The sequence below is a fragment of the Enterobacteriaceae endosymbiont of Macroplea appendiculata genome, assembly GCF_012571605.1.
GTDB lineage: Bacteria > Pseudomonadota > Gammaproteobacteria > Enterobacterales > Enterobacteriaceae.
Window position 1 is genome coordinate 74,919 of sequence record NZ_CP046220.1, and the last position, 21,771, is coordinate 96,689.

Sequence of the window (21,771 nt, forward strand, 5' to 3'; positions counted from 1 at the left end):
TTTACTGTATAAAAACATATTTTTAATAATAAAATTTTATTATATTATATTTTGTTAATACATAAATATAAATTAAAATGGTTATGATGATATGCATAATAATATAGGTAATAAATTTATAACAATATTAAATGAAGAAAATATACAAAGAATAGATAATTTTTTAATTAAAAATTTTAAAAATGTTCCTAAAAGTATTATTTATAAAAATTTAAGAATAGGCAAAATTAGGATTAATAATCATAAAATATTACCACAATATAAATTACATCTTAATGATGTTATATATATACCTAAATTATATACAAAACATATAATACAAAAAAAAACTATTTCTATAAATAAAATAAATTTTTTAAAAAAATTAATTATTTTTGAGGATCAATATTTTTTAGTAATAAATAAACCATCAGGTATAGCTGTTCATGGTGGTAGTGGTATCCATTATGGTATTATAGAAAGTTTACGTTACTTATATAAAACAACTAAATTTATAGAATTAGTACATAGAATAGATAAAGATACTTCTGGTATTTTATTAATAGCAAAAAAAAAATATATTTTACAAAATTTACATAAACAACTAAGAGAAAAACAAATACATAAAGAATATTTAGCTTTAGTAAAAGGTAATAAAATACAACATTGTTTATTCACGATTAAAAGTTTTTTAGTTAAAAACTTTAATAATAATAAAAAAAAAGTACAAGTTCATGCACAAAAAGGTAAATTTTCGGAAACACAATATAAAGTTATACAAAATTATCAGAATATGATGTTAGTAAAAATTATACCTTTAACGGGACGTACACATCAAATTAGAGTTCATATGTCATATGTAGGCCATCCTATAGCACATGATAAACGTTATGGTAATAAAGATTTAAATATAAAACTACAAAATATATTTGGTTTAAAAAGACTTTTTTTACACTCTTATAAAATAAGTTTTACACATCCTGTAACACAACAAATAATATTTTTCCACGCACCTTTAGATCCTCATTTAAAAAAATGTTTATTAAAATTCAAATAATATATATTTTAAATATATTAAATTTTAATATACATATAATTAATATTATTATATGATTTAAGATAAGTAAAATATTATGGATATTATACAATTATGGCAGTACCAAAACATAAAATAAGTAAGTCAAAACGTGGCATGCGACGTACACATCAATCATTATTATTAAATAATATATTATTAATAAATAAACGTACTGGTGAAAAAAATTTATATCATCATATTTCTACAGATGGTTACTATAGAGGGAAAAATATATTATATAAAATTACTAAAAATGATAATTAATAATTATTCATTATATATATGTAAGATAATAAATTGACTATAGTTTTTAATAAATATGATTAAAAAATATGCTGCATTTTTTCCTGGACAAGATGTTTTATATTCTCTTCATAAAATATCAAGTATGTATTATCAATATAAAATTATACAAGATACTTTCAATGAAGTTTCTGATATTATTGGATATGATTTATGGAAAGCGATACAAAATAGATCATTATTGAAATTATGCGTATTGCATCATCAATCAGCGATTATCACAGTATCTATTGCATTATATCAATTGTGGATACAGAAAAGTAATAATATTATTCCTAGTATGATATTAGGACATAGTTTAGGTGAATATACAGCACTAGTATGTAGTAAAATTATAACTTTATATGATGCTATTAAAATAATAAATATACGTAATAAATTAATGTATGAAGTAAGTTATAATTTGTATGATTATAATATGCCAGGATATTATATGCAAGTTATTATAGGTTTAAAAAAAAAATTGTAGAAAATATTTGTAGACAATATTCAAAAACAAAAGATGTGATTGCTATTTCTAGTTTTAACTCCTTTAAAAATGTTACTATTAGTGGACATAAAAATATTGTTTTAAAAGTAGTTGTACTATGTCAAAAATTAGGCGCGCGTACTATTCCGTTAAATATAAATATTCCTTCACATTGTAATTTAATGAAACCTATTATTAATGAATTTAAATCTATATTAGATGTAATAGTTTTTAATCATCCAAAAATACCATTTATAAATAATGTAGATGCTAAATGTGAATATCATCCTAAAACAATTAAAAAAGCTTTAGTACGACAATTATATTGTCCTGTAAATTGGTATGATAGTATTAAATATATAATAAATAAAAACTTTGTATATGTTATTGAATTTAGCACACAACAAACTTTAAGTCATATCTCTAAAAATATTACAAATAAGATTAATTATAGTAGGATTTATAAACCACAAGGACTAAATATAACACTACAAAAATATTTTAATAAATAAGGAATATAATAATATATATGAATTTCAAAAATCAGATAGCATTAGTAACGGGAGCAAGTCGAGGTATAGGATATAATATTGCTAAAACATTAGCTTATTACGGAGCATATGTTATTGGAACTGCAACTAATAATAATGGTGTAAAAATTATAAATGATACTTTAAAAAAACAAGGTATAGGTCAAAAATTAAATTTTATAAAAGATAATCACATGTCAATTAATAATATTATACAATATATAATAAATAATTTTGGCAAAATAGATATTTTAATTAATAATGCAGGAATTATCAATGATCATACGATATTAACAATGTCAGAACATGATTGGGATGTAACTTTAAAAATTAATTTAACAGCAATATTCCAAATGTCTAAAATAGTTGTAAAATATATGTTACAAAAATCCTTTGGACGTATCATTAATATTAGTTCAGTAATTGGACATATAGGTAATATTGGTCAAACTAATTACGCAGCATCTAAAGCAGGTATAATAGGTTTTAGCAAATCATTAGCACAAGAAGTAGCTAATCAAGGTATTACTGTAAATATAGTATCCCCAGGATATATTAATACAGATATGACGCGTAATATTCCCAAAAATAAAATACAAAACATTATATCTAAAATACCAATGAAACGTTTTGGTACAGTTCAAGATGTTACGAATACTGTAATGTTTTTATGTTCACGTAAAACATCATATATTACTGGAGAAACTATACATGTTAATGGTGGTTTATATATGACATAAAATAACATTTCTTTTTAACATTATATTTCATATATTTTTTTATATATTAAATAATATTTTAAATACATTATATATTAAGTTTTAACAGGAAATAAATACTACTATGAGTAGTTCTATTAGTGAACGAGTGAAAAAAATAATTATTGAACAACTAGGTATACAATCTAAAGATATTATAGAAGATGCTAATTTTACAAAAGATTTAGGAGCAGATTCCTTGGATACTGTAGAACTAATTATGGCTTTAGAAGAAGAGTTTGATACAGAAATAACAGATGAAGATGCGGAAAAAATAACTACAGTAAAAGATGCTATACATTATATCAATAATCTTTATAATTAAATTTTCTCTATATAAAAAATTTAGGAATGAAAATAATTTTCATTCCTAAAAAAAGAATAAATAAAATTATATGTTTAAACGTAGAGTAGTTATTACAGGATTAGGTATGATTACATCATTAGGAATGGATGTAAAAACTAATTGGATAAATATTATTAATGGTCGTAGTGGTATTAATACTATTACACACTTTAATACTAAACAATATAAAACTAAATTTGGTGGTATTATACAAGATCATCTTTTAACAAAATATTTTTTTAAAAAAACACGCTATATGGATTATTTTATTAAATATGGTTTAATAGCTTGTAAACAAGCTATGTATGATTCTAAAATATTAATTACTAATAAAAAAAGATTTGGTGTTGCTGTTGGTTCTGGTTTAACAGGAATATCTACTATAGAACATAATAGTGTTTTATTGCATAAATATGGTATTAAAAAAATACATCCTGCCTGTATTCCTGCTACAATTAATAATATGTTAACAGGATATATAGCTATACATTATCAATGTATGGGGCCAAGTTTTGCTGTTAGCACAGGTTGTGCAACTGGTATACATAATATTGGTTTAGCTTTTCAATGTATAGCTAATAATACTGCAGATGTTATGATTACAGGTGCTGCAGAAAAAGCTGTTACACCATTAGTATTAAGTAGTTTTAATGCAATTAAAGCATTATCTAAAAATAATAATGATCCAACAACAGCAAGTAGACCATGGGATAAATATAGAGATGGTTTTGTATTAAGTGATGGTGCCGGTATTCTTATTTTAGAAGAATTAAATCATGCTAAACAACGTAATGCTAATATTTATGCTGAAATAGTTGGCTTTGGTATGAGTAATGATGCGTATAATATTATTACACCTTCAAAAAATGGTATAGGAGCACAAATGTCTATGTTTAATGCTCTAAAAGATGCTAAAATTAATAAAGAAGAAATTAAATATATTAATGCCCATGCAACATCTACTATTTTAGGAGATATATCTGAAGTAAATGCTATTAAACATCTTTTTAAAGATTATGCTTATAATGTATCTATAAGCTCGACAAAATCTATGACGGGCCATTTATTAGGCGCTTCTGGCGCTATAGAATCTATTTTTTCTATATTATCTCTCAAAAAACAAATTATACCTCCAACAATTAATTTATATAATCCTGATGATGTATGTGATTTAGATTTTGTTCCACATATAGCACGTGATGTACATAACATGAAATATGTATTATGTAATGCTTTTAGTTTTGGGGGCACTAATGCAACATTAATTTTCAAAAAAATATAGTTATATTGCAATATAAATGATATATATACACAATTATATATTTATGGAAATCATCATGTCAAAAATTAATGTAACTAAAATATTTACCACTATACTATACATACTATATATTACTGTATTATATAGTGCAACAAAATTATATCAAGAAGCTAATACATATATTAATATAAAAAATCATAAACAATTAGCTTATATTATTTCTCCACAACAAAGTATTAATGATGTTTTAAATAATTTACAAACACAAAATATTATTAATAAAAATTTTTGGTTATACTTACTATTACAAATTAATCCAGATTTTAAAAGTATACAAGCTAATATTTATTATTTAAAACCTAATATGAAAATTATTAACATGCTAGCATTATTTCATCGTAAACAAATATTACAACAATATGCTATGGTGTTAATAGAAGGAGAAACATTAACACATTTTTTAAAAAGATTTAATCATGACCCATATCTTAAACATACTTTTAATGCTACTAATTTAATTTTATTAAGAAAAAAATTAAATATTAAAGATAATTATCCATTAGAAGGTAGATTTTCAGCAGCTACTTATTTTTATACTAAAAATACTACAGATTTAAACTTATTAAAAATAATGTTTAGTAAAATGAATAATGAAGTACAAACAATATGGACAAAACGACAAAAAAATTTGCCTTATCATAATTTTTATGAAATGATCATTGCTGCGTCGATTATTGAAAAAGAAACAGCAAATATAAAAGAAAAATATATTATTTCTTCTATATTAATGAATAGATTAAAAAAACACATGAAATTACAAATGGACTCTACTATATTATATGGAACAAATAATAAAACAAATATGAAATTATTACCTATGTTATTAAAAAAACAAAACAAATATAATACATATATAATATATGGATTACCTCCTAGTGCTATTAGTACACCTAGTAAAAATTCTTTATTAGCAGCTGCACATCCTATAAAAAGTGATTTCTTATATTTTGTAGCTGATAAAAAAGGCAAACATATCTTTAATAAAAATTTCCATGCACATAAATTAACTATAAAAAAAATATATAAAACAACATGAAAAAAAATCAATTTATTGTAGTAGAAGGCATTAATGGATCTGGGAAAAGTACCATATGCCATTATATAAAATCTTTATTAAATACTATGCATATATATAATATTATTTTTACTCATGAACCAGGAGGTACATATATTGCAGAAAAAATACGTCATATTATTAAATATAATAAAAATGAATATATTTCAAAAAAAACAGAACTATTATTAATATATGCTGCACGTTCACAGTTATTAAATAATATTATTAAACCAAACTTTAACAAAACATGGATTATATCAGATAGGTATGACCTATCGTCTTATGCTTACCAAATTGGGGGTAGAGGTATATCTATAAATAATATTTTATTTTTACAAAATTTTATTAAAAATAATATTATACCTCACATAATTATTTATTTAGATGTAAATCCTGTTATTAGCTTACAAAGAATACAACATCGTACTAAAGATAGAATTGAAACAGAATCCATTAAATTTTTTACTAATGTTAGAAAATATTATTTAAAAATGGCACAACAAAATACTAATATAAAAGTAATCAATGCTAATCATACACTTTTATATGTGAAACATATAGTTAAAAAAAAATTATTTAATTTTTTATATTTCGATAAATAAAATACTATTTTATGAATAATATAAAATCAATACCATGGTATCCTTGGTTAAATACAATTTATAAAAATATAATTAATGTATTATCTTCAAATAATAATCATGCATTTATTTTATGCACACCTAATGGCATAGGTATTGTATCTTTAATTTATAAAATTATACAATGGTTATTGTGTTCATCTAAAACAGATAATCATATTTGTAATATTTGTACTAATTGTATATTATTAAATAATCAATATCATCCTGATATACATATCATCCAAAAAGAAAAACATCAAACTAGTATTAGTATTACTCTTATTAGACAAATAATAAATATTTTATATAAAAATTCTTATAAAGATAAAGGTAAAATTATTTGGATACCTATAGCAGAAGAACTGAATCAAACTTCAAGTAATGGTATTTTGAAAATTTTAGAAGAACCACCAAAAAACGTTTGGTTTTTTATCCAAACACAACATATAAATACGTTGTTACCTACTATTATTAGTCGCTGTCAAGTATGGAAAATATATCCTCCTAATGAACAAATAGGATTGCATTGGTTAACGACACAAAATTTAATATCAGGGATACATAAAGATGAATTTCTTATAGCATTAAAGATTTGTCATTATGCTCCTATAAACGCACATAAATTATTACAAAATAATTTATGGAGTAAAAGACAAAGTTTATATGTTACTTTTGTACATGCTTTAAAATATGATATAATGGAATTATTGTTAGTATTAAATAATGTTAATATATTAATATTATTAGATTGGATATCTATTTTTTTAATAGATGTAATGAAATTATTTTATAAAATTAATATAAAATTTATTTATAATATAGATCAGATCAATATTTTATCTCAAGTAACAAAAATTATTACTATAAAAAAAATAATATTAATAATTAATAAAGTTATTTTGTATCGTAAAATATTAATGATTGATAATATCAATTATGAGTTAATAATAACTAGATTATTAGTATCATTAGATAAAATTAAACAAACAACATCATGATGTTTATATCATGTTAAAAATATGTAGGATATATATGTTTAATAATATGTTTGCGTATATGCAAAAAATAGGTAAATCATTAATGTTACCAGTATCTGTTTTACCTATTGCTGGAATTTTATTAGGTGTTGGTACAGCACATTTTTTTTGGATGCCGACAATTATTTCAGATCTTTTAGAACAAACTGGTAGTACAATATTTATTAATATGCCATTGATATTTGCTATTGGTGTATCATTAGGATTTACACAAAATAATGGAGTATCTGCTTTAGCTGCAGTAATATCTTATGGAATTTTAACTAAAACTGTAGAAATTATTATACCAATAATATTACATATTAAAGTTACTAATATAACATTACCAAATAATATGACTAATACTGGTGTATTAGGAGGTATTATTGCCGGTTCAATTGCTGCTTATATGTTTAATCGTTTCCATAATATCAAGTTAGTAGAATATTTAGGTTTTTTTTCTGGTAAACGTTTTGTACCTATTATTTCAGGTATAACATCTCTTTTCATAGGTATACTATTATCTATTATATGGTTGCCTATTGGTAAAATAATACAATTATTTTCTTATTGGGCAGCATACCAAAATCCTATATTAGCTTTTAGTATATATGGTATTATTGAAAGAATATTATTACCTTTTGGATTACATCATATCTGGAATGTACCATTCCAAATGGAAATCGGTTCGTATACTGATATTATTACACAACAAATATATCATGGTGATATTGCTAGATATATTGCTGGAGACCCAACAGCTGGTAAATTATCAGGTGGTTTTTTATTTAAAATGTATGGTTTACCAGGTGCAGCTATTGCAATATGGCATTCAGCTGATAAAAAAAATAAAAAACATATTGGTAGTTTAATGATATCTGCTGCATTAACTTCTTTTTTAACTGGTATAACAGAACCTATAGAATTTTCTTTTATGTATGTAACACCATTGTTATATATTATACATATTATATTAGCTGGATTATCCTTTCCGCTTTGTATTTTATTACATATGAGAAATGGTACTAGTTTTTCACATGGTTTAATAGATTTTATTATTTTAAGTGGTCATGGTCATAGATTGTTTTTATTTCCTTTAGTAGGAATTATTTATGCACTTTTATATTATATAATATTTATAGTTTTAATACATAAATTTAATTTACCAACTCCAGGACGTTTACAAAATAATACATATAATCCAAAAATTATATTAAATAATAATAATTATGGTGAACAATTAGTTATGGCATTTGGTGGTAAAAATAATATTATTCACTTGGATGCATGTATTACTAGATTAAGGGTAAATGTATTAGATATTAATAAAGTAGATCAAATAACATTAAAAAAATTAGGCGCATTAGGTATAATAATTTCCGGTAATGGTGTACAAGCTATTTTTGGTACAAAATCTGATAATCTCAAAACAGAAATGGATTATTTTTTAAAAAAAATAACATAAATTATTTAAACGTGAGGGAATAATATGAATAATATATTTTATAAAATTGTAACTAAAAAAGTTAAAATAGATCTTATTTATGAAGATGAGATGGTTATAGCATTTAATGATATTAACCCAATAAGTTCAACACATATTTTAATATTACCAAAAACATTTATAGCAACATTAGATGATATACAATTAAAACATGAAAAAATATTAGGTAGAATGTTATTTGTTATTACTAAAATTGCAAAACAAAAACATTTAGATCGCGATGGATATCGTGTTGTAATTAATTGTAAACAAAATGGTGGACAGGAAATATTTTATCTACATATGCATTTATTAGGTGGTAGAAAAGGTATAAAAAAATTTTATTAAATTTATTAAAAGAATAATATACATTATTAATTATGATTTATTGTTTTTTATGTTACGAATACCAATTTTAGTAATTTTATTTTGTTTTTTTTCAGCTATAGTCCATAAAATATTTTGCCATTCTATTTTATCACCCACAATAGGCATTTTATTCATCATTAAACAAGTTAATAATTCACTAATAGATTGGTTTTGATTAATTATTTGATCTAGTTGCAAACCATAAATATTTGCTATATCTTTAATATTAGAAGAAGCATCAATGATAAAATCACCAAAAAATTTTTGATTATTTAATACAGCAATAGATTTACTAAATAATTTTCCTAAATCTTGTAAATTATGTTCATGACCTATAATACAAATTATATCATTATTCTTTAATATAGTATGTCCTGTTGGTCTTATAATTTTATTATATCGAAATAATATGGTTATAAATGTATTATGGGGCATATAAAGATCTCTAATAGCTTTCCCCACACACCATTGATCTGATGTTATTACATAAATATATTGTTCAAGTTGTGATTTATTATGTAATGGGATATCAAATCCTAACCTATGTATAGGTGTTGTAATAATTGGCACTGTTATTTTTGTTATTATTACAAACAAATTTAAAGTACATCCTTGAATAATTAAAGAGATAAGTACAATAAAAAATGAGATATTAAAAAATAATAATGCATGAGATATTCCAGACATAATTGGAAAAACAGCTAATATTATTGGGACAGCACCACGTAATCCCATCCAACTAATACTACATTTTTCTAAAAAATTAAATCTATTAAAGATAATTAAACTAATAAATACAGATAGTGGTCGTACAAAAAAAATCATGCATAACGATAATATTAATGATGGTATAGCAATACATATTAAATCTTGAGGATTTACTAATAATCCTAAAATTATAAACATGATAATTTGACTTAACCATGCTAAACCATCAAAAGTTTGTATAATTCTATTACGTCCACAAATATTACTATTACCTATTATAAAACCATATAAATAAACAGATAAAATACTACTACCATCAAATAATAAAGTTAATGAAAAAACAAATATACCTATACTTAATACTAATAATGGATATAATCCATGTGCTAATATTATACGATTAATTATTTTTTTTAATATCCAAGCAGCAATATATCCTAAAATTATACCTAAAATAAATTGTTGTAAAAAATGTTTTATAAACAATATAATATTAAAATTATATTGTTTATTTTTAATCATTTGTATAAATGTTGTAGTAAGAAATACAGCCATTGGATCATTACTACAAGATTCCATTTCTACTGTAGAAGTAACTCGTTCATTTAATTCTACACTAGATGATAGAGAAAAAATAGCTGCAGCATCTGTAGACGCAACTATTGCGCCTACTAATAAACCTTCTATAAACTTTAAATGAAATAATATTACAACTATCATTCCTGTATATAACATTGTAATAACTATTCCAATAGTAGCTAAAGATAAAGCTGGATATAAGGCTATTTTAAATATAGAACGTTTTGTTCTCATGCCGCCATCCAATAAAATAATAGCTAAAGCAAGATTGCTAATAATATTTGCAAGAGGATAATTATTAAATTGTATTTTTCCAATACCATAAGTACCTGATAATATTCCTAAACATAAAAACATAAATAATACAGGAATACCTATTTTAGAAGAAAGTGAACTTAATACAATACTGATAAAAATTAAAATACAGCCTATAATAAATAAAATAAAAATTGATTTTAAATCCAATTGTTAGTTCTCCCATTACTGCATTTGATGTTTTAATTGGATTAAACAAAAAATAATATTTTACGAAGTTATTTTATAAGGAATACAAGAAGAATAGATATGCATTACATAAAATATATTCATTTAAATATTTATTAGTGTTTTATGGAATTAAACTGATATAAATGTATATATCAGTTTAATAAATATTAATAACATGTTCAAATATATTTATTTAAACACTTATTTAAATTATATAATATGTGTAATTAAATCAATAACTTTATGAGAATAACCTGTTTCATTATCATACCAAGCAATTAATTTAAAAAAATTATTATCAATAGTTATACTAGCTTTTTTGTCGAAAATAGTTGTGTAAATAGAACCATTAAAATCACTCGAAACAACATCATCTTCTGTATAACTGACAATGTTTTTCATACTATTGTGTGCATAAAATTTAATTTTTTCGTAAATATTTTGTAATGTAGTTTTTTTAATTGTTTGTATTGTTAAATCAACTACAGAAACATTAGCTACAGGAACTCTTAAAGATATACCAGTTAATTTGCCATTTAATTCAGGTATAATTAAACCAACTGCTTTAGCAGCACCAGTACTGGAAGGAATAATGTTTTGCAAAGCTCCTCGACCACCACGCCAATCTTTTTTGGAAGCACTATCCACAGTTTTTTGTGTAGATGTTACTGCATGGACAGTTGTCATTAATCCTTTTGCAATAATAAAATTATCATGAATAATTTTTGCGAGAGGAGCTAAACAGTTTGTTGTACATGAAGCATTAGAAACTATGTTTTCACCATTATATTTATGAAAATTTACTCCTTTTACAAACATTGGTATACTAGTATCTTTTGGTGGTGCTGTAATTATTACTTTTTTAGCTCCAGCATTAATATGTTGCGAAGCTAATTTTTGAGTTAAAAATATTCCACTAGATTCTACTACTACATCAATATTTAATTTATTCCATGGTAAATTATTAGGATTAGATTCAGCTAAAATATGTATTTTATGATCATTAACTATTAAATATTTATTTTTTACAATATTAATTGTACCATTAAAAGACCCGTGTGTTGAATCATACTTTAACATATATGCAATATAATTTATATCTAATAAATCATTAATGGCAATAATTTTAATATTAGAATATTGTTGTGTTGCTCTAAATAATACACGTCCAATTCTACCAAAACCATTAATAGCTATTCTAATATACATGTTATACTCCTAACAAATCATGTTGTATTTTAAATATCATATTAATATATCTGTATTGTACATACAGCATATATATTTTTCATATTCATGAAATTATTATTAAATAATAATTTATGTGATACCATTTGTTTTTCTAAATGATTTTGTATAAAAAAAGAGAAAATATTTTGCAAGAAAAAATGTGAATTTAATTGCATCATAAAACTGAAGATATCTATAGATGTATTATTATCGTATTCTAATTGTAGATTAATTTTTTTCAAATGTGTTAACTGAGCTATTTTACGCACAGCATCATCAAAATTACCTAAACTATCTACTAAACCATATTGTTTTGCTTCTATACCTAAAAACACCATTCCATTAGCTAATTTTTGTACACTATTTAATGATTTATGTCTATAATGAGATATTATCTCAATAAATTGTTTATAACCATCTTCTAAATTTAAATGTATAATTTGCTTTTGTATATCTGATAATGGTTGTGTTATCACACTATTTGATCTTTCAGAAATACTAACACCATCATTATATATACCAATAGTATTTACAGTTTTATGAAAATTATTGACAATACTGAAAATACCAATTGAACCAGTAAATGTCATCGGATCACTTATAATATAATCAGCAATAGTAGAAATTAAATATGCTCCTGATGCAGCCATAGAGTCCATTATAACTACAATTGGTTTATGTCGTTTTTTTAGAGTTTTTAATTCATCCAAAATTAATTGGGATGCCATTAAACTACCACCTGGACTATTAATTTTTAATATTACGCCTTTCAAATGTGGATCTAAATACACAGTATGTATTTGATATAAAATATTATTTATATTTTCATATAATAATGTATCATTAATATTAATCACTGCAATATTATTTTGTGTTTTATTAGGAATATATTTTTGATAAAAATAATCTGAAATATTAATATGATTGTATGTTGTATGTGTACTATCCCAACCAAATTTTTGGATCATTTTATTTTCAAAAGTAGTGTTAGTTAGTAGTTGATCGACTAAATTATGTTGTAAAGCATATAATGCTAAATTACCATGTACATTTTGTAAAGATGTAATATAATCTTGATCATTTAAAAAAATATTCTGTGTTGTAGTATGTCTATTATAAGCAATTTGTTGTATAAAATTTTTCCATAAATTATTCATTAATTTTGTAAAAAATATTTTATTTTTAATAGACATTTTGTGATTTATGAATGGTTCAACTGCAGATTTATATTCTCCTATTTTAAATACATGAGTTTCAATATTTAAATATTGTAAAAGTTTTTTATAATATAAATTATTAATACTAAATCCATGTAAATCTACATATCCATTAGGATTTAGAATAATTTGATTTGCAAAACTCGCTATATAATATTGTTCTTGAGTATAAGAATTGCTGACAACATATACTGGCTTACCTGATTTTTTAAAATCTTCTAATGATGTTCCTAAATAACGTAATGTGGGGATACTATTAACTGTTAAATCATTAGTTTTTAAAATAATACCAGAAATTTTTTTATCATTCTTAGCTTTAGCGATAGTTTTTACAATATGTAATATTGCATTAGAATCTTTATGTATAATAAATTTATTAAATAAATTAGAAATAAGGTTTTTATTATGGTGTAAAGTATCAGAAAAATCTTTATGAAAATCTATTTCCAAAACTTTTTTAGTATCATTATGATAATAATGATAATTTTTATACTTATTATATAAAATCAAACTAATACTAATTATTATAAAAAAAACTACTAAATTTATTATAATAATTCTAATATAATTAATTATATGCCATATAGAGCATAATAAATATTTTAATAGCTTCCATAAGCTAAACATTTTCCACCTAATTATGTTAATTAATAATTAAAAAATATTCAAATCAAGCCAAATTGGAGCATGATCTGAAGGCCTATTCATATTACGTATATCATAATCTATATCAGCATTAATATAATATTTTTTTAATTTTTTACTAATAAAAATAATATCAATTCTTAATCCAATATTATGGTTATAACCTTTATTTCTATAATCAAACCAAGAAAATTTATTATTGATTGTTGGATTCATTTCACGCCATATATCTAAAAAGCCCCAATTCAATAATTTTTGTACACACATTCTTTCTTCTGGTAAAAAAGAACATTTACCTTGTTGTAACCATTTTTTTTGATTGTTTATGTCGATACCAATATCCAGATTAGTTATACTTACATTTATATCACCTATTATTATAATAAAATCTGTAGTAATAAAATTATTATTAATATAATAATATAAGTTTTTAAAAAAATTTATTTTTTGAGTAAATTTAATAAAATTATTACGGTTATCTCCTTGTGGAAAATAACAATTTATAATTGTGATATCACCTATCGTAGTAGGTATTTCTATCATAATAAATCTTTTTTGTTCATTATTGTTTAAAACATCATTTTTTATTTTTAATGGTTTGTAACGACTTAATAATGCTACACCATAATTTTTTTTTTGACCATTTATATAAATATTATAACCTAATTCTAATAATTCTTTTTTTGGAAAAAGTAAATTATCTACTTTTGTTTCTTGTAAACCTATAATATCAGGATTATGTATTTTGATTATATATTTTAATTGATGCCAATGTGCTCTTATGCCATTAATATTAAATGAAAGAATTTTCATAACTATATTTTGATACATTATTTATTTTACATTAATTATATAAATAATTTTTAATAAAATAAAAAATATATTTTCATAAATTAAATTTATTGTAATGTTTATTTAAAAAAATGTAGCTTTTTTAAATTGTAAAATAATATTAGTTAATTTTTGGAACATTAATTGTAAATTGTTTTTATGTTTTATAATATCAATAATATAAGAACCTATAATAATTCCATGCATGCCATCTTGTATGGCATCTTTAATATGCTGTACATTACAAATACCAAAACCTTGTACAGGTAAAGATTTTTGATATTTTAATATTTTTTTACATAAAAATTTTGTACGTAATAAATTATTATTTTCATTATATCCCGTAATACCAGAACGTGATGTTACATAAATATAAGCACAAGTAAAATTGTGAATTTTATCCCAAAAACTATTATTAACATTATGTGGACAAATTAATACAGGTAAAATATTATATTTACAAGAATATTGATAATAAGTAGTATATTCTTCTATTGGTATATCTACTATCAAAATAGAATCAATGCCAACTAAATTAGATTGTTGATAAAAGTTATTAATACCATAAGAATATATAGTTTGTGCATACACTAAAATTCCAATGGGTATTTTAGTGTATTTTTTTCTAATATTTTGAATGATTTGTAAACATTGTGAAATATTAATTTTTAAGTTCAATACTCTTCTATAAGATTCTTGTATTGTTACACCATCAGCTATAGGATCTGAACAAGGTATGCCTAATTCCAATGCATTTACACCATTTAAAATAAGAATATCAATAATACTCATAAATATTGATATAGATGGATCCCCTATAGTAATAAAAGGTATTAATGCAATAGATTTTTGTTTATGTAAATGTTTAAACATAACGTCATAACGATTATTCATATAAAATTATATTATCCTTATAATATTATTAAATTATATATTTATTCATTATATTAATATCTTTATCCCCTCTACCAGATAAATTAACTATTATCAATTGTTTTTTATGTTTTTCATGTTTGATTATTTTTATAGCATATGCTAACGCATGTGAAGATTCTAATGCAGGAATAATACCTTCTTGTACACATAATAATTTAAAAGCTTGTATTGCTTCATCATCTGTAATAGCAACATATTGTACACGTTTAGAATCACATAAATATGCGTGTTCCGGACCAACTGCAGGAAAATCTAATCCTGCGGAAATAGAATATGAATTAGCTATTTGATTCTCTTTATTTTGTAAAACCTTTGTTTTCATGCCAAAATATATATTTGTTTTACCTGCTATAGTAGCTGCACCATGTTTAGTAGTATGTATTCCTAAACCTCCTGGTTCAACACCAATTAATTTAATATTTGGATAATTAATAAAATTAGAAAAAAAACCAATAGCATTAGAACCACCACCAACACATGCAATCATGATATCAGGTAATTTTTGCTCTAATAAAATAATATCTTTTTTAACTTCTTTACTAATAATACTTTGAAATTTATGTACTATCGTTGGATAAGGATGCGGACCAGCAGCTGTACCGATCATATAATGACTATATGTATAGTTACTAGACCAATAACGTATAGCTTCATTACATGCATCTTTTAATGTCCCATCATTATTTTGTACCGTAATAATAGTTGCACCCATTAATTTCATTTTAATAACATTATCATGTTGTCTTTTTACATCTTTATAACCCATAAAAATTTTACATTTTAAACCTAACAATGTTGCAACCATAGAGGCTGCAAGACCATGTTGGCCAGCACCAGTTTCTGCAATAATTTCTTTCTTACCCATTTTTTTTGCAAGTAAAGCTTGTCCTAATGCTTGATTTATTTTATGTGACCCACTATGTAATAAATCTTCTCTTTTAAGATAAAGAGTTGTGTTGGTGTTTTTGGTTAAATTTTGACATTTTGTTAATGGGCTAGGTCTACCAACATAATTATTTAGTAAGTTTTTAAATTGTTTATTAAATAATTTATCATTTTTTATATGAATAAAAGCTTGTTCTAATTCTAATAAAACAGGTACTAATAATTGTGGGACAAACATACCTCCAAATTTACCAAAATATCGTGTTAAAGTATTCATTTATTTCCCTTTTTATATTATATAATGAATATTATGTACAGTTACGTAATTGATAAAAAATATTGTTGATCTTTATAAGATCTTTTTTGCCAGGAGTTTTTTCTACTCCAGAATTAAAATCTAGTCCATAACATTTTAATTGTGCTGCTTGTACACAATTATATATATTTAATCCTCCAGCTAAAATAATATTAGTTTTATTAATATTTTTTAATAAATTCCAATTAAATGTTTTACCTGATCCAGGTAAATAATAATCATAAATAAATAAATCTATATGAGAAAATTTTTGTTGAGGTATTGTATTATTAATACTATATGTTTTCCAAATTTGGATATGTTTAGGAATCTTATTTTTTACATTATTAATAAAATTTTGATCTTCATTGCCATGTAATTGAATAGCAAATAATGGTATTTTTTGAATTACTTTTACAATATCTGTTATACTATTATTATAAAATACACCTATATATAATAGTGTAGTAATATTATTTGTAATATTTTTTGCATGATCTAAATTAATATATCTAATAGATTGTTTAGTAAAAATTAAACCGCCAAATATACTACCTGCTTTGCTTGAGATATATGCATCATAATTTTTTTTTAAACCACATATTTTATTATTACCAAATATAATTTTTTTAACGTTTAATAAAATATTTTTATTTGTTAATAAAGCAGTACCTATTAAATACCCATGAACAAGTTTATTTAATTTTTGTATTTGTGTATGTTGTTTAATACCAGACGCACTAATTAAAATAGTTTTATAATTTACATTAATATTATTTAATAAATTTATTGTATTATGAATATTAATAGTAAAATTTTTTAAATTTCTATTATTAATCATAATAATTTTAGCTTTTAAATTCATTGCACGTTCAAATTCTATTTTATTACTAACTTCTGTTATTACACTCATACTTAATTGATGAGCAATATTGCGTAATATTATATATTGTGTATCACTTAAAATAGCAAGTATAAGAAGTATAATATCTGCACCATAATATCTTGCAAAAAATATTTGATAAGGATCTAAAATAAAATCTTTACATAAAATAGGTTTGTTTGTTATTTGACTCATTAGTTTTAAATGTTTAAAACTACCTGAAAAAAATTTTTCATCTGTTACTACAGAAATAGCAGTAGCATATTTCTGATATGTTTGTGCTACATTTATAATATTTACGTTTTGAGATATAATTTTTTGTGTAGGTGAACGTTTTTTATATTCTAAAATAAATATTTTATTTAATAAATATGTATTTGTTTGAGTATAAAAATTAAATTTAGTTTTATGTACTTTAGTTTTTAAGACATTAATTGATAAATGTTTTTTTTGTTCTATAATCCATGAAATTTTATTTTTAATTATTAATTGTAAGATATCTATTGTAAACATAATGTATTATGCATATATCCTTGTTGTATTAGATTTTTAATATATTTAAATCCTAGACCTGAATAGATTGCATCTAAAGCTAGTTGTGTATTTTGAATTAAATTATTATAACCATTTAATTTTAATAAAAATGCAACATTAACTGCTACAGTATTAATATAACTTGTATTTTTACATGTACCTTGTAATAATTGTATTAATATTTTAGTATTATATTTTATTGAGTAACCTGATAAATCTTTAATATCAATATAATTATTAAAACCAAAATCTTTGGGTGTTAGTATATAATTAGTAATGTTTTGATTATATAATTCCATTACTATTGTATTATTATGTAATGATATTTCATCCATACCTTTACAATGCACTACTGCTGCTCTAGTATATTTTAAAATTTTTAAAACATGTATCATGGGTTCTAACATATTAACATGATAAACACCTATTAAAATGATTTTAGGATGATATGGATTAATTAATGGTCCTATAATATTAAAAATAGTACGTGTATTGAGTTCTTTCCTAATTAACATATAGTCATTAAAAAAACTATAATATTTTTGTGCAAATAAAAAACATAAATTATATTTTTTCAATAATAAAAATGATTTTTGACAAGATTGTTGTATTGGATATCCTAAAAACGATATGATATCTGCTGAACCAGATAAACTAGATACGTTTTTATTAATATGTTTTGCAACTTTAATACCACAGGAAGCTGCAATAAAAGCACTGCTTGTTGAAATATTTAAAGTGTTAGCATTATCACCTCCAGTGCCAGTAATATCTGATATGGTATATTCAGATATAGGAAATGTATCATTTACTTGAGATGTATTATTAATAGCATTAACTGCTCCTAATATTTCATATGTATTCACACCTTTTATTTTAAATGCAATTAATAAGGCAACTAACTGACTTTGTAATATTTTTTTTTGTTTTATTAAAGAAAATAAATAATAAGTTTCTTGTTGTGATAAATAATGCAAATTATATATTTTTTCTAAAAGTTTATGTATTGTAAACATATATATCTTCTTAATTTATAATAAATAATAATTACTAGCCCATATAATGGTTTGTTCTAATAAAATACTTCCTTCCGGAGTTAAAATAGATTCAGGATGAAATTGATAACCACATATTTTCTTTTTTTCATAACGAAAACTCATAATTATATTTTTATAACGAGAATTAATAGTAAACATCTGGGGCATATTTTTTACTATTAAAGAATGATATCTTGCAACATACATTGGATTTTTAATATTTTTAAACATATGTTTCATATCATGTGTAATTGGCGTAGCTTGTCCATGTAATATATTATTTAACGGCATAATAGTTCCATTATATAATTCTATTAGTGCTTGATATCCTAAACATATTCCAATAATAGGCATTTTACCTATTAAAATTTGTAATAAATATGGCATATATCCTGCATTTTTTGGTATTCCAGGTCCAGGAGATAATATAAGAATAGGATTATGTATTTGTTTTATTTTTTGTAATAATATATTTATATTAATATTATTTCTATATATTATGACTGTATGTCCTAAACATCTTAATTGATCTACTAGATTATAAGTAAAAGAATCAAAATTATCTAAAAGAAATATATTTGACATAATATCTATTATCCACACTTATAAAGTATAATTAATGGCATTTAATACTGCTTTAGCTTTATCAAAACTTTCTTGTATTTCTAATAATGGTTTTGAATTTAATACTATTCCAGCTCCTGCTTGTATAATAGCAATATTATTTTGTATATAAGCAGCACGTATAATAATACATGTATCTAGATCACCATTTGCTGTTAAATAACCTATAGCACCACCATAAGTACCTCTAGATTCTATTTCCATTTGTGCAATAAGTTTCATAGCACGTATTTTAGGAGCGCCAGTTAATGTACCCATATTCATACATGCTCTATAAGCATGAAGTGCATCTAATTCTTTTCGTAAAATACCTATAACTTTTGAAACTAAATGCATCACATATTTATAACGATCTACTCTCATTAAATCTGCTATATATCTACTGCCTGGAATACATATTTTAGCTAGATCATTCCGTGCTAAATCTACAAGCATTAAATGTTCTGATAATTCTTTTTGATCTGTACGCATTTCTAATTCAATACGATTATCTAAATCTAAATTTAATTTACCATTAATAATTCCTCTCGCTCTTGTACCGGCAATAGGATAGATTTCAACTTTTCTGGTTATCGCAGTAAATTTTAATGAACTCTCAGGAGAAGAACCAAATAATATAAAATCTTGATCTTGCATAAAAAACATATAAGGACTAGGATTTAGTTCTTTTAATATTGTATATGCTTTTAATGGTTGATGACATTTAATATAAAATTTTCTAGAAGGAACTACTTGAAAAATATCTCCTGATTCAATTTTTTTTTTCATATTCATGATAATTTTATAAAAAGTTAAATCATCATAATTACATGTATATTTTATAGGATTTAAGAATCGTGTTTTTTTTTTAGTAAAATTATTATGTATAACAGAAATATGTTTATGTAATTTTAAAATTCTATTATATAATCTATCATATTCCGTTTTATTAGGTATGTATATAACGCTTTGCAAGTAAGTAGTTTGTTTTTTATGATTTACAATTAATAATGTTTCTGCTAAATAAAAACAATAATCTGGACATACTTGTTTAGTAATCTTAGGCAAATACTCAAAATTATATATTAAGTCATAAGAAAAAAAACCACCTAAAAACATTGCATATTGATTTTTATAAGGATTATGTACTAACTGCAAAATTAATCTTAAAATATCTAAAACAGATTGTTCTTGTAAACGTTCATCTTCATCTAAAAATTTATTATTTTTAGGAACTTCTAATATTCTATGATTAATAGTTTTAAAATTAATAATATTTTTCGGTAATATTTTATCTAATAATAATAGTAATGCATTACCATTATGTGTAAAAGAATCGATATATACAACATTTTTATAGGCATATATTTTTATACTACTATCAATAATTAATAAACTTTTTAAATTATTTTTATAAATTATATCTGCTGATTCTAATAATAATGTGTTATTTTTATGACAACAAATTTTATTAAAAATAGTTGTGAGATTTTTATTATATATAACGTTTTTTTGTATGAGTTGTAATATAGGTTTATTTATTATCATATTTATATTATTTAAATAATAA

The 21,771-nt window shown here is 22.7% G+C and carries 22 protein-coding genes; 12 read left to right on the forward strand and 10 right to left on the reverse strand.

Features of this window, described 5'->3' with window-relative positions; translation table 11 throughout:
* Positions 1 to 91 precede the first annotated feature (91 nt).
* The 12 genes from GJT86_RS00385 to GJT86_RS00440 all read left to right on the forward strand — a co-directional run bounded on the left by GJT86_RS00385 (position 92) and on the right by GJT86_RS00440 (position 9,311).
* The gene (locus GJT86_RS00385; RefSeq protein WP_168920329.1) at positions 92 to 1,036 is read left to right on the forward strand and encodes an RluA family pseudouridine synthase; all 945 of its coding nucleotides are present in this window, start codon (positions 92 to 94) and stop codon (positions 1,034 to 1,036) included.
* Positions 1,037 to 1,129: 93 nt separating this feature from the next.
* Entirely contained in the window at positions 1,130 to 1,321 is a 192-nt protein-coding gene (gene rpmF / locus GJT86_RS00390; RefSeq protein ID WP_168920330.1) for a 50S ribosomal protein L32, read from the forward strand.
* Between the two features lie 55 nt (positions 1,322 to 1,376).
* On the forward strand, positions 1,377 to 1,829 hold the full coding sequence (locus GJT86_RS00395; RefSeq protein ID WP_168920331.1) for an acyltransferase domain-containing protein: 453 nt from the start codon (positions 1,377 to 1,379) through the stop codon (positions 1,827 to 1,829).
* A 35-nt stretch (positions 1,830 to 1,864) separates the two neighbouring features.
* Entirely contained in the window at positions 1,865 to 2,341 is a 477-nt protein-coding gene (locus tag GJT86_RS00400) for an ACP S-malonyltransferase (RefSeq protein ID WP_168920332.1), read from the forward strand.
* 17 nt (positions 2,342 to 2,358) lie between these two features.
* Positions 2,359 to 3,099 (forward strand): 3-oxoacyl-ACP reductase FabG, encoded by a 741-nt coding sequence (gene fabG, locus GJT86_RS00405; protein WP_168920333.1) that lies wholly within the window; start codon positions 2,359 to 2,361, stop codon positions 3,097 to 3,099.
* Positions 3,100 to 3,202: 103 nt separating this feature from the next.
* The gene (gene acpP / locus GJT86_RS00410) at positions 3,203 to 3,442 is read left to right on the forward strand and encodes an acyl carrier protein (RefSeq protein ID WP_168920334.1); all 240 of its coding nucleotides are present in this window, start codon (positions 3,203 to 3,205) and stop codon (positions 3,440 to 3,442) included.
* Positions 3,443 to 3,512: 70 nt separating this feature from the next.
* Positions 3,513 to 4,745, forward strand: a complete 1,233-nt coding sequence (fabF, locus tag GJT86_RS00415; RefSeq protein WP_168920335.1) for a beta-ketoacyl-ACP synthase II — start codon at positions 3,513 to 3,515, stop codon at positions 4,743 to 4,745.
* Between the two features lie 55 nt (positions 4,746 to 4,800).
* Positions 4,801 to 5,820, forward strand: a complete 1,020-nt coding sequence (gene mltG / locus GJT86_RS00420; protein ID WP_168920336.1) for an endolytic transglycosylase MltG — start codon at positions 4,801 to 4,803, stop codon at positions 5,818 to 5,820.
* Positions 5,817 to 6,443: a dTMP kinase gene (gene tmk / locus GJT86_RS00425; protein WP_168920337.1), complete on the forward strand. Its 627-nt coding sequence runs from the start codon at positions 5,817 to 5,819 to the stop codon at positions 6,441 to 6,443. Before mltG ends, tmk begins: the two co-directional genes overlap by 4 nt.
* Positions 6,444 to 6,454: 11 nt before the next feature.
* Positions 6,455 to 7,462 (forward strand): DNA polymerase III subunit delta' C-terminal domain-containing protein, encoded by a 1,008-nt coding sequence (locus tag GJT86_RS00430; RefSeq protein ID WP_168920338.1) that lies wholly within the window; start codon positions 6,455 to 6,457, stop codon positions 7,460 to 7,462.
* 34 nt (positions 7,463 to 7,496) lie between these two features.
* On the forward strand, positions 7,497 to 8,945 hold the full coding sequence (gene ptsG / locus GJT86_RS00435) for a PTS glucose transporter subunit IIBC (RefSeq protein WP_168920339.1): 1,449 nt from the start codon (positions 7,497 to 7,499) through the stop codon (positions 8,943 to 8,945).
* 24 nt (positions 8,946 to 8,969) lie between these two features.
* Positions 8,970 to 9,311 (forward strand): HIT domain-containing protein, encoded by a 342-nt coding sequence (locus GJT86_RS00440; protein WP_168920340.1) that lies wholly within the window; start codon positions 8,970 to 8,972, stop codon positions 9,309 to 9,311.
* Positions 9,312 to 9,341: 30 nt separating this feature from the next.
* Here the strand turns inward: GJT86_RS00440 and GJT86_RS00445 are convergent, their stop codons facing one another.
* The 10 genes from GJT86_RS00445 to GJT86_RS00490 all read right to left on the reverse strand — a co-directional run bounded on the left by GJT86_RS00445 (position 9,342) and on the right by GJT86_RS00490 (position 21,749).
* Positions 9,342 to 11,084: a potassium/proton antiporter gene (locus tag GJT86_RS00445; protein WP_168920341.1), complete on the reverse strand. Its 1,743-nt coding sequence runs from the start codon at positions 11,082 to 11,084 to the stop codon at positions 9,342 to 9,344.
* Between the two features lie 231 nt (positions 11,085 to 11,315).
* Entirely contained in the window at positions 11,316 to 12,314 is a 999-nt protein-coding gene (gene gap / locus GJT86_RS00450; RefSeq protein ID WP_168920342.1) for a type I glyceraldehyde-3-phosphate dehydrogenase, read from the reverse strand.
* A 41-nt stretch (positions 12,315 to 12,355) separates the two neighbouring features.
* A complete protein-coding gene (gene sppA, locus GJT86_RS00455; RefSeq protein ID WP_168920343.1) occupies positions 12,356 to 14,179 on the reverse strand; it encodes a signal peptide peptidase SppA in 1,824 nt (607 codons plus the stop codon).
* A gap of 27 nt (positions 14,180 to 14,206) precedes the next feature.
* On the reverse strand, positions 14,207 to 15,010 hold the full coding sequence (gene xthA, locus GJT86_RS00460) for an exodeoxyribonuclease III (RefSeq protein WP_168920344.1): 804 nt from the start codon (positions 15,008 to 15,010) through the stop codon (positions 14,207 to 14,209).
* Positions 15,011 to 15,112: 102 nt separating this feature from the next.
* Positions 15,113 to 15,922, reverse strand: coding sequence for a tryptophan synthase subunit alpha (trpA, locus tag GJT86_RS00465; protein WP_168920345.1), 810 nt, complete (start codon positions 15,920 to 15,922; stop codon positions 15,113 to 15,115).
* A gap of 28 nt (positions 15,923 to 15,950) precedes the next feature.
* Complete coding sequence (gene trpB, locus GJT86_RS00470) at positions 15,951 to 17,126, reverse strand: tryptophan synthase subunit beta (RefSeq protein ID WP_168920346.1); 1,176 nt, start codon at positions 17,124 to 17,126, stop codon at positions 15,951 to 15,953.
* A 31-nt stretch (positions 17,127 to 17,157) separates the two neighbouring features.
* Positions 17,158 to 18,540 carry a bifunctional indole-3-glycerol-phosphate synthase TrpC/phosphoribosylanthranilate isomerase TrpF gene (gene trpCF / locus GJT86_RS00475; RefSeq protein ID WP_168920347.1) on the reverse strand — a complete coding sequence of 461 codons (1,383 nt, stop codon included), beginning with the start codon at positions 18,538 to 18,540 and terminating at the stop codon, positions 17,158 to 17,160.
* Complete coding sequence (gene trpD, locus GJT86_RS00480; RefSeq protein WP_168920348.1) at positions 18,528 to 19,577, reverse strand: anthranilate phosphoribosyltransferase; 1,050 nt, start codon at positions 19,575 to 19,577, stop codon at positions 18,528 to 18,530. Before trpD ends, trpCF begins: the two co-directional genes overlap by 13 nt.
* 15 nt (positions 19,578 to 19,592) lie before the next feature.
* The gene (locus GJT86_RS00485) at positions 19,593 to 20,183 is read right to left on the reverse strand and encodes a glutamine amidotransferase-related protein (protein ID WP_168920349.1); all 591 of its coding nucleotides are present in this window, start codon (positions 20,181 to 20,183) and stop codon (positions 19,593 to 19,595) included.
* An 18-nt stretch (positions 20,184 to 20,201) separates the two neighbouring features.
* A complete protein-coding gene (locus GJT86_RS00490; RefSeq protein ID WP_168920350.1) occupies positions 20,202 to 21,749 on the reverse strand; it encodes an anthranilate synthase component 1 in 1,548 nt (515 codons plus the stop codon).
* Positions 21,750 to 21,771 lie beyond the last annotated feature (22 nt).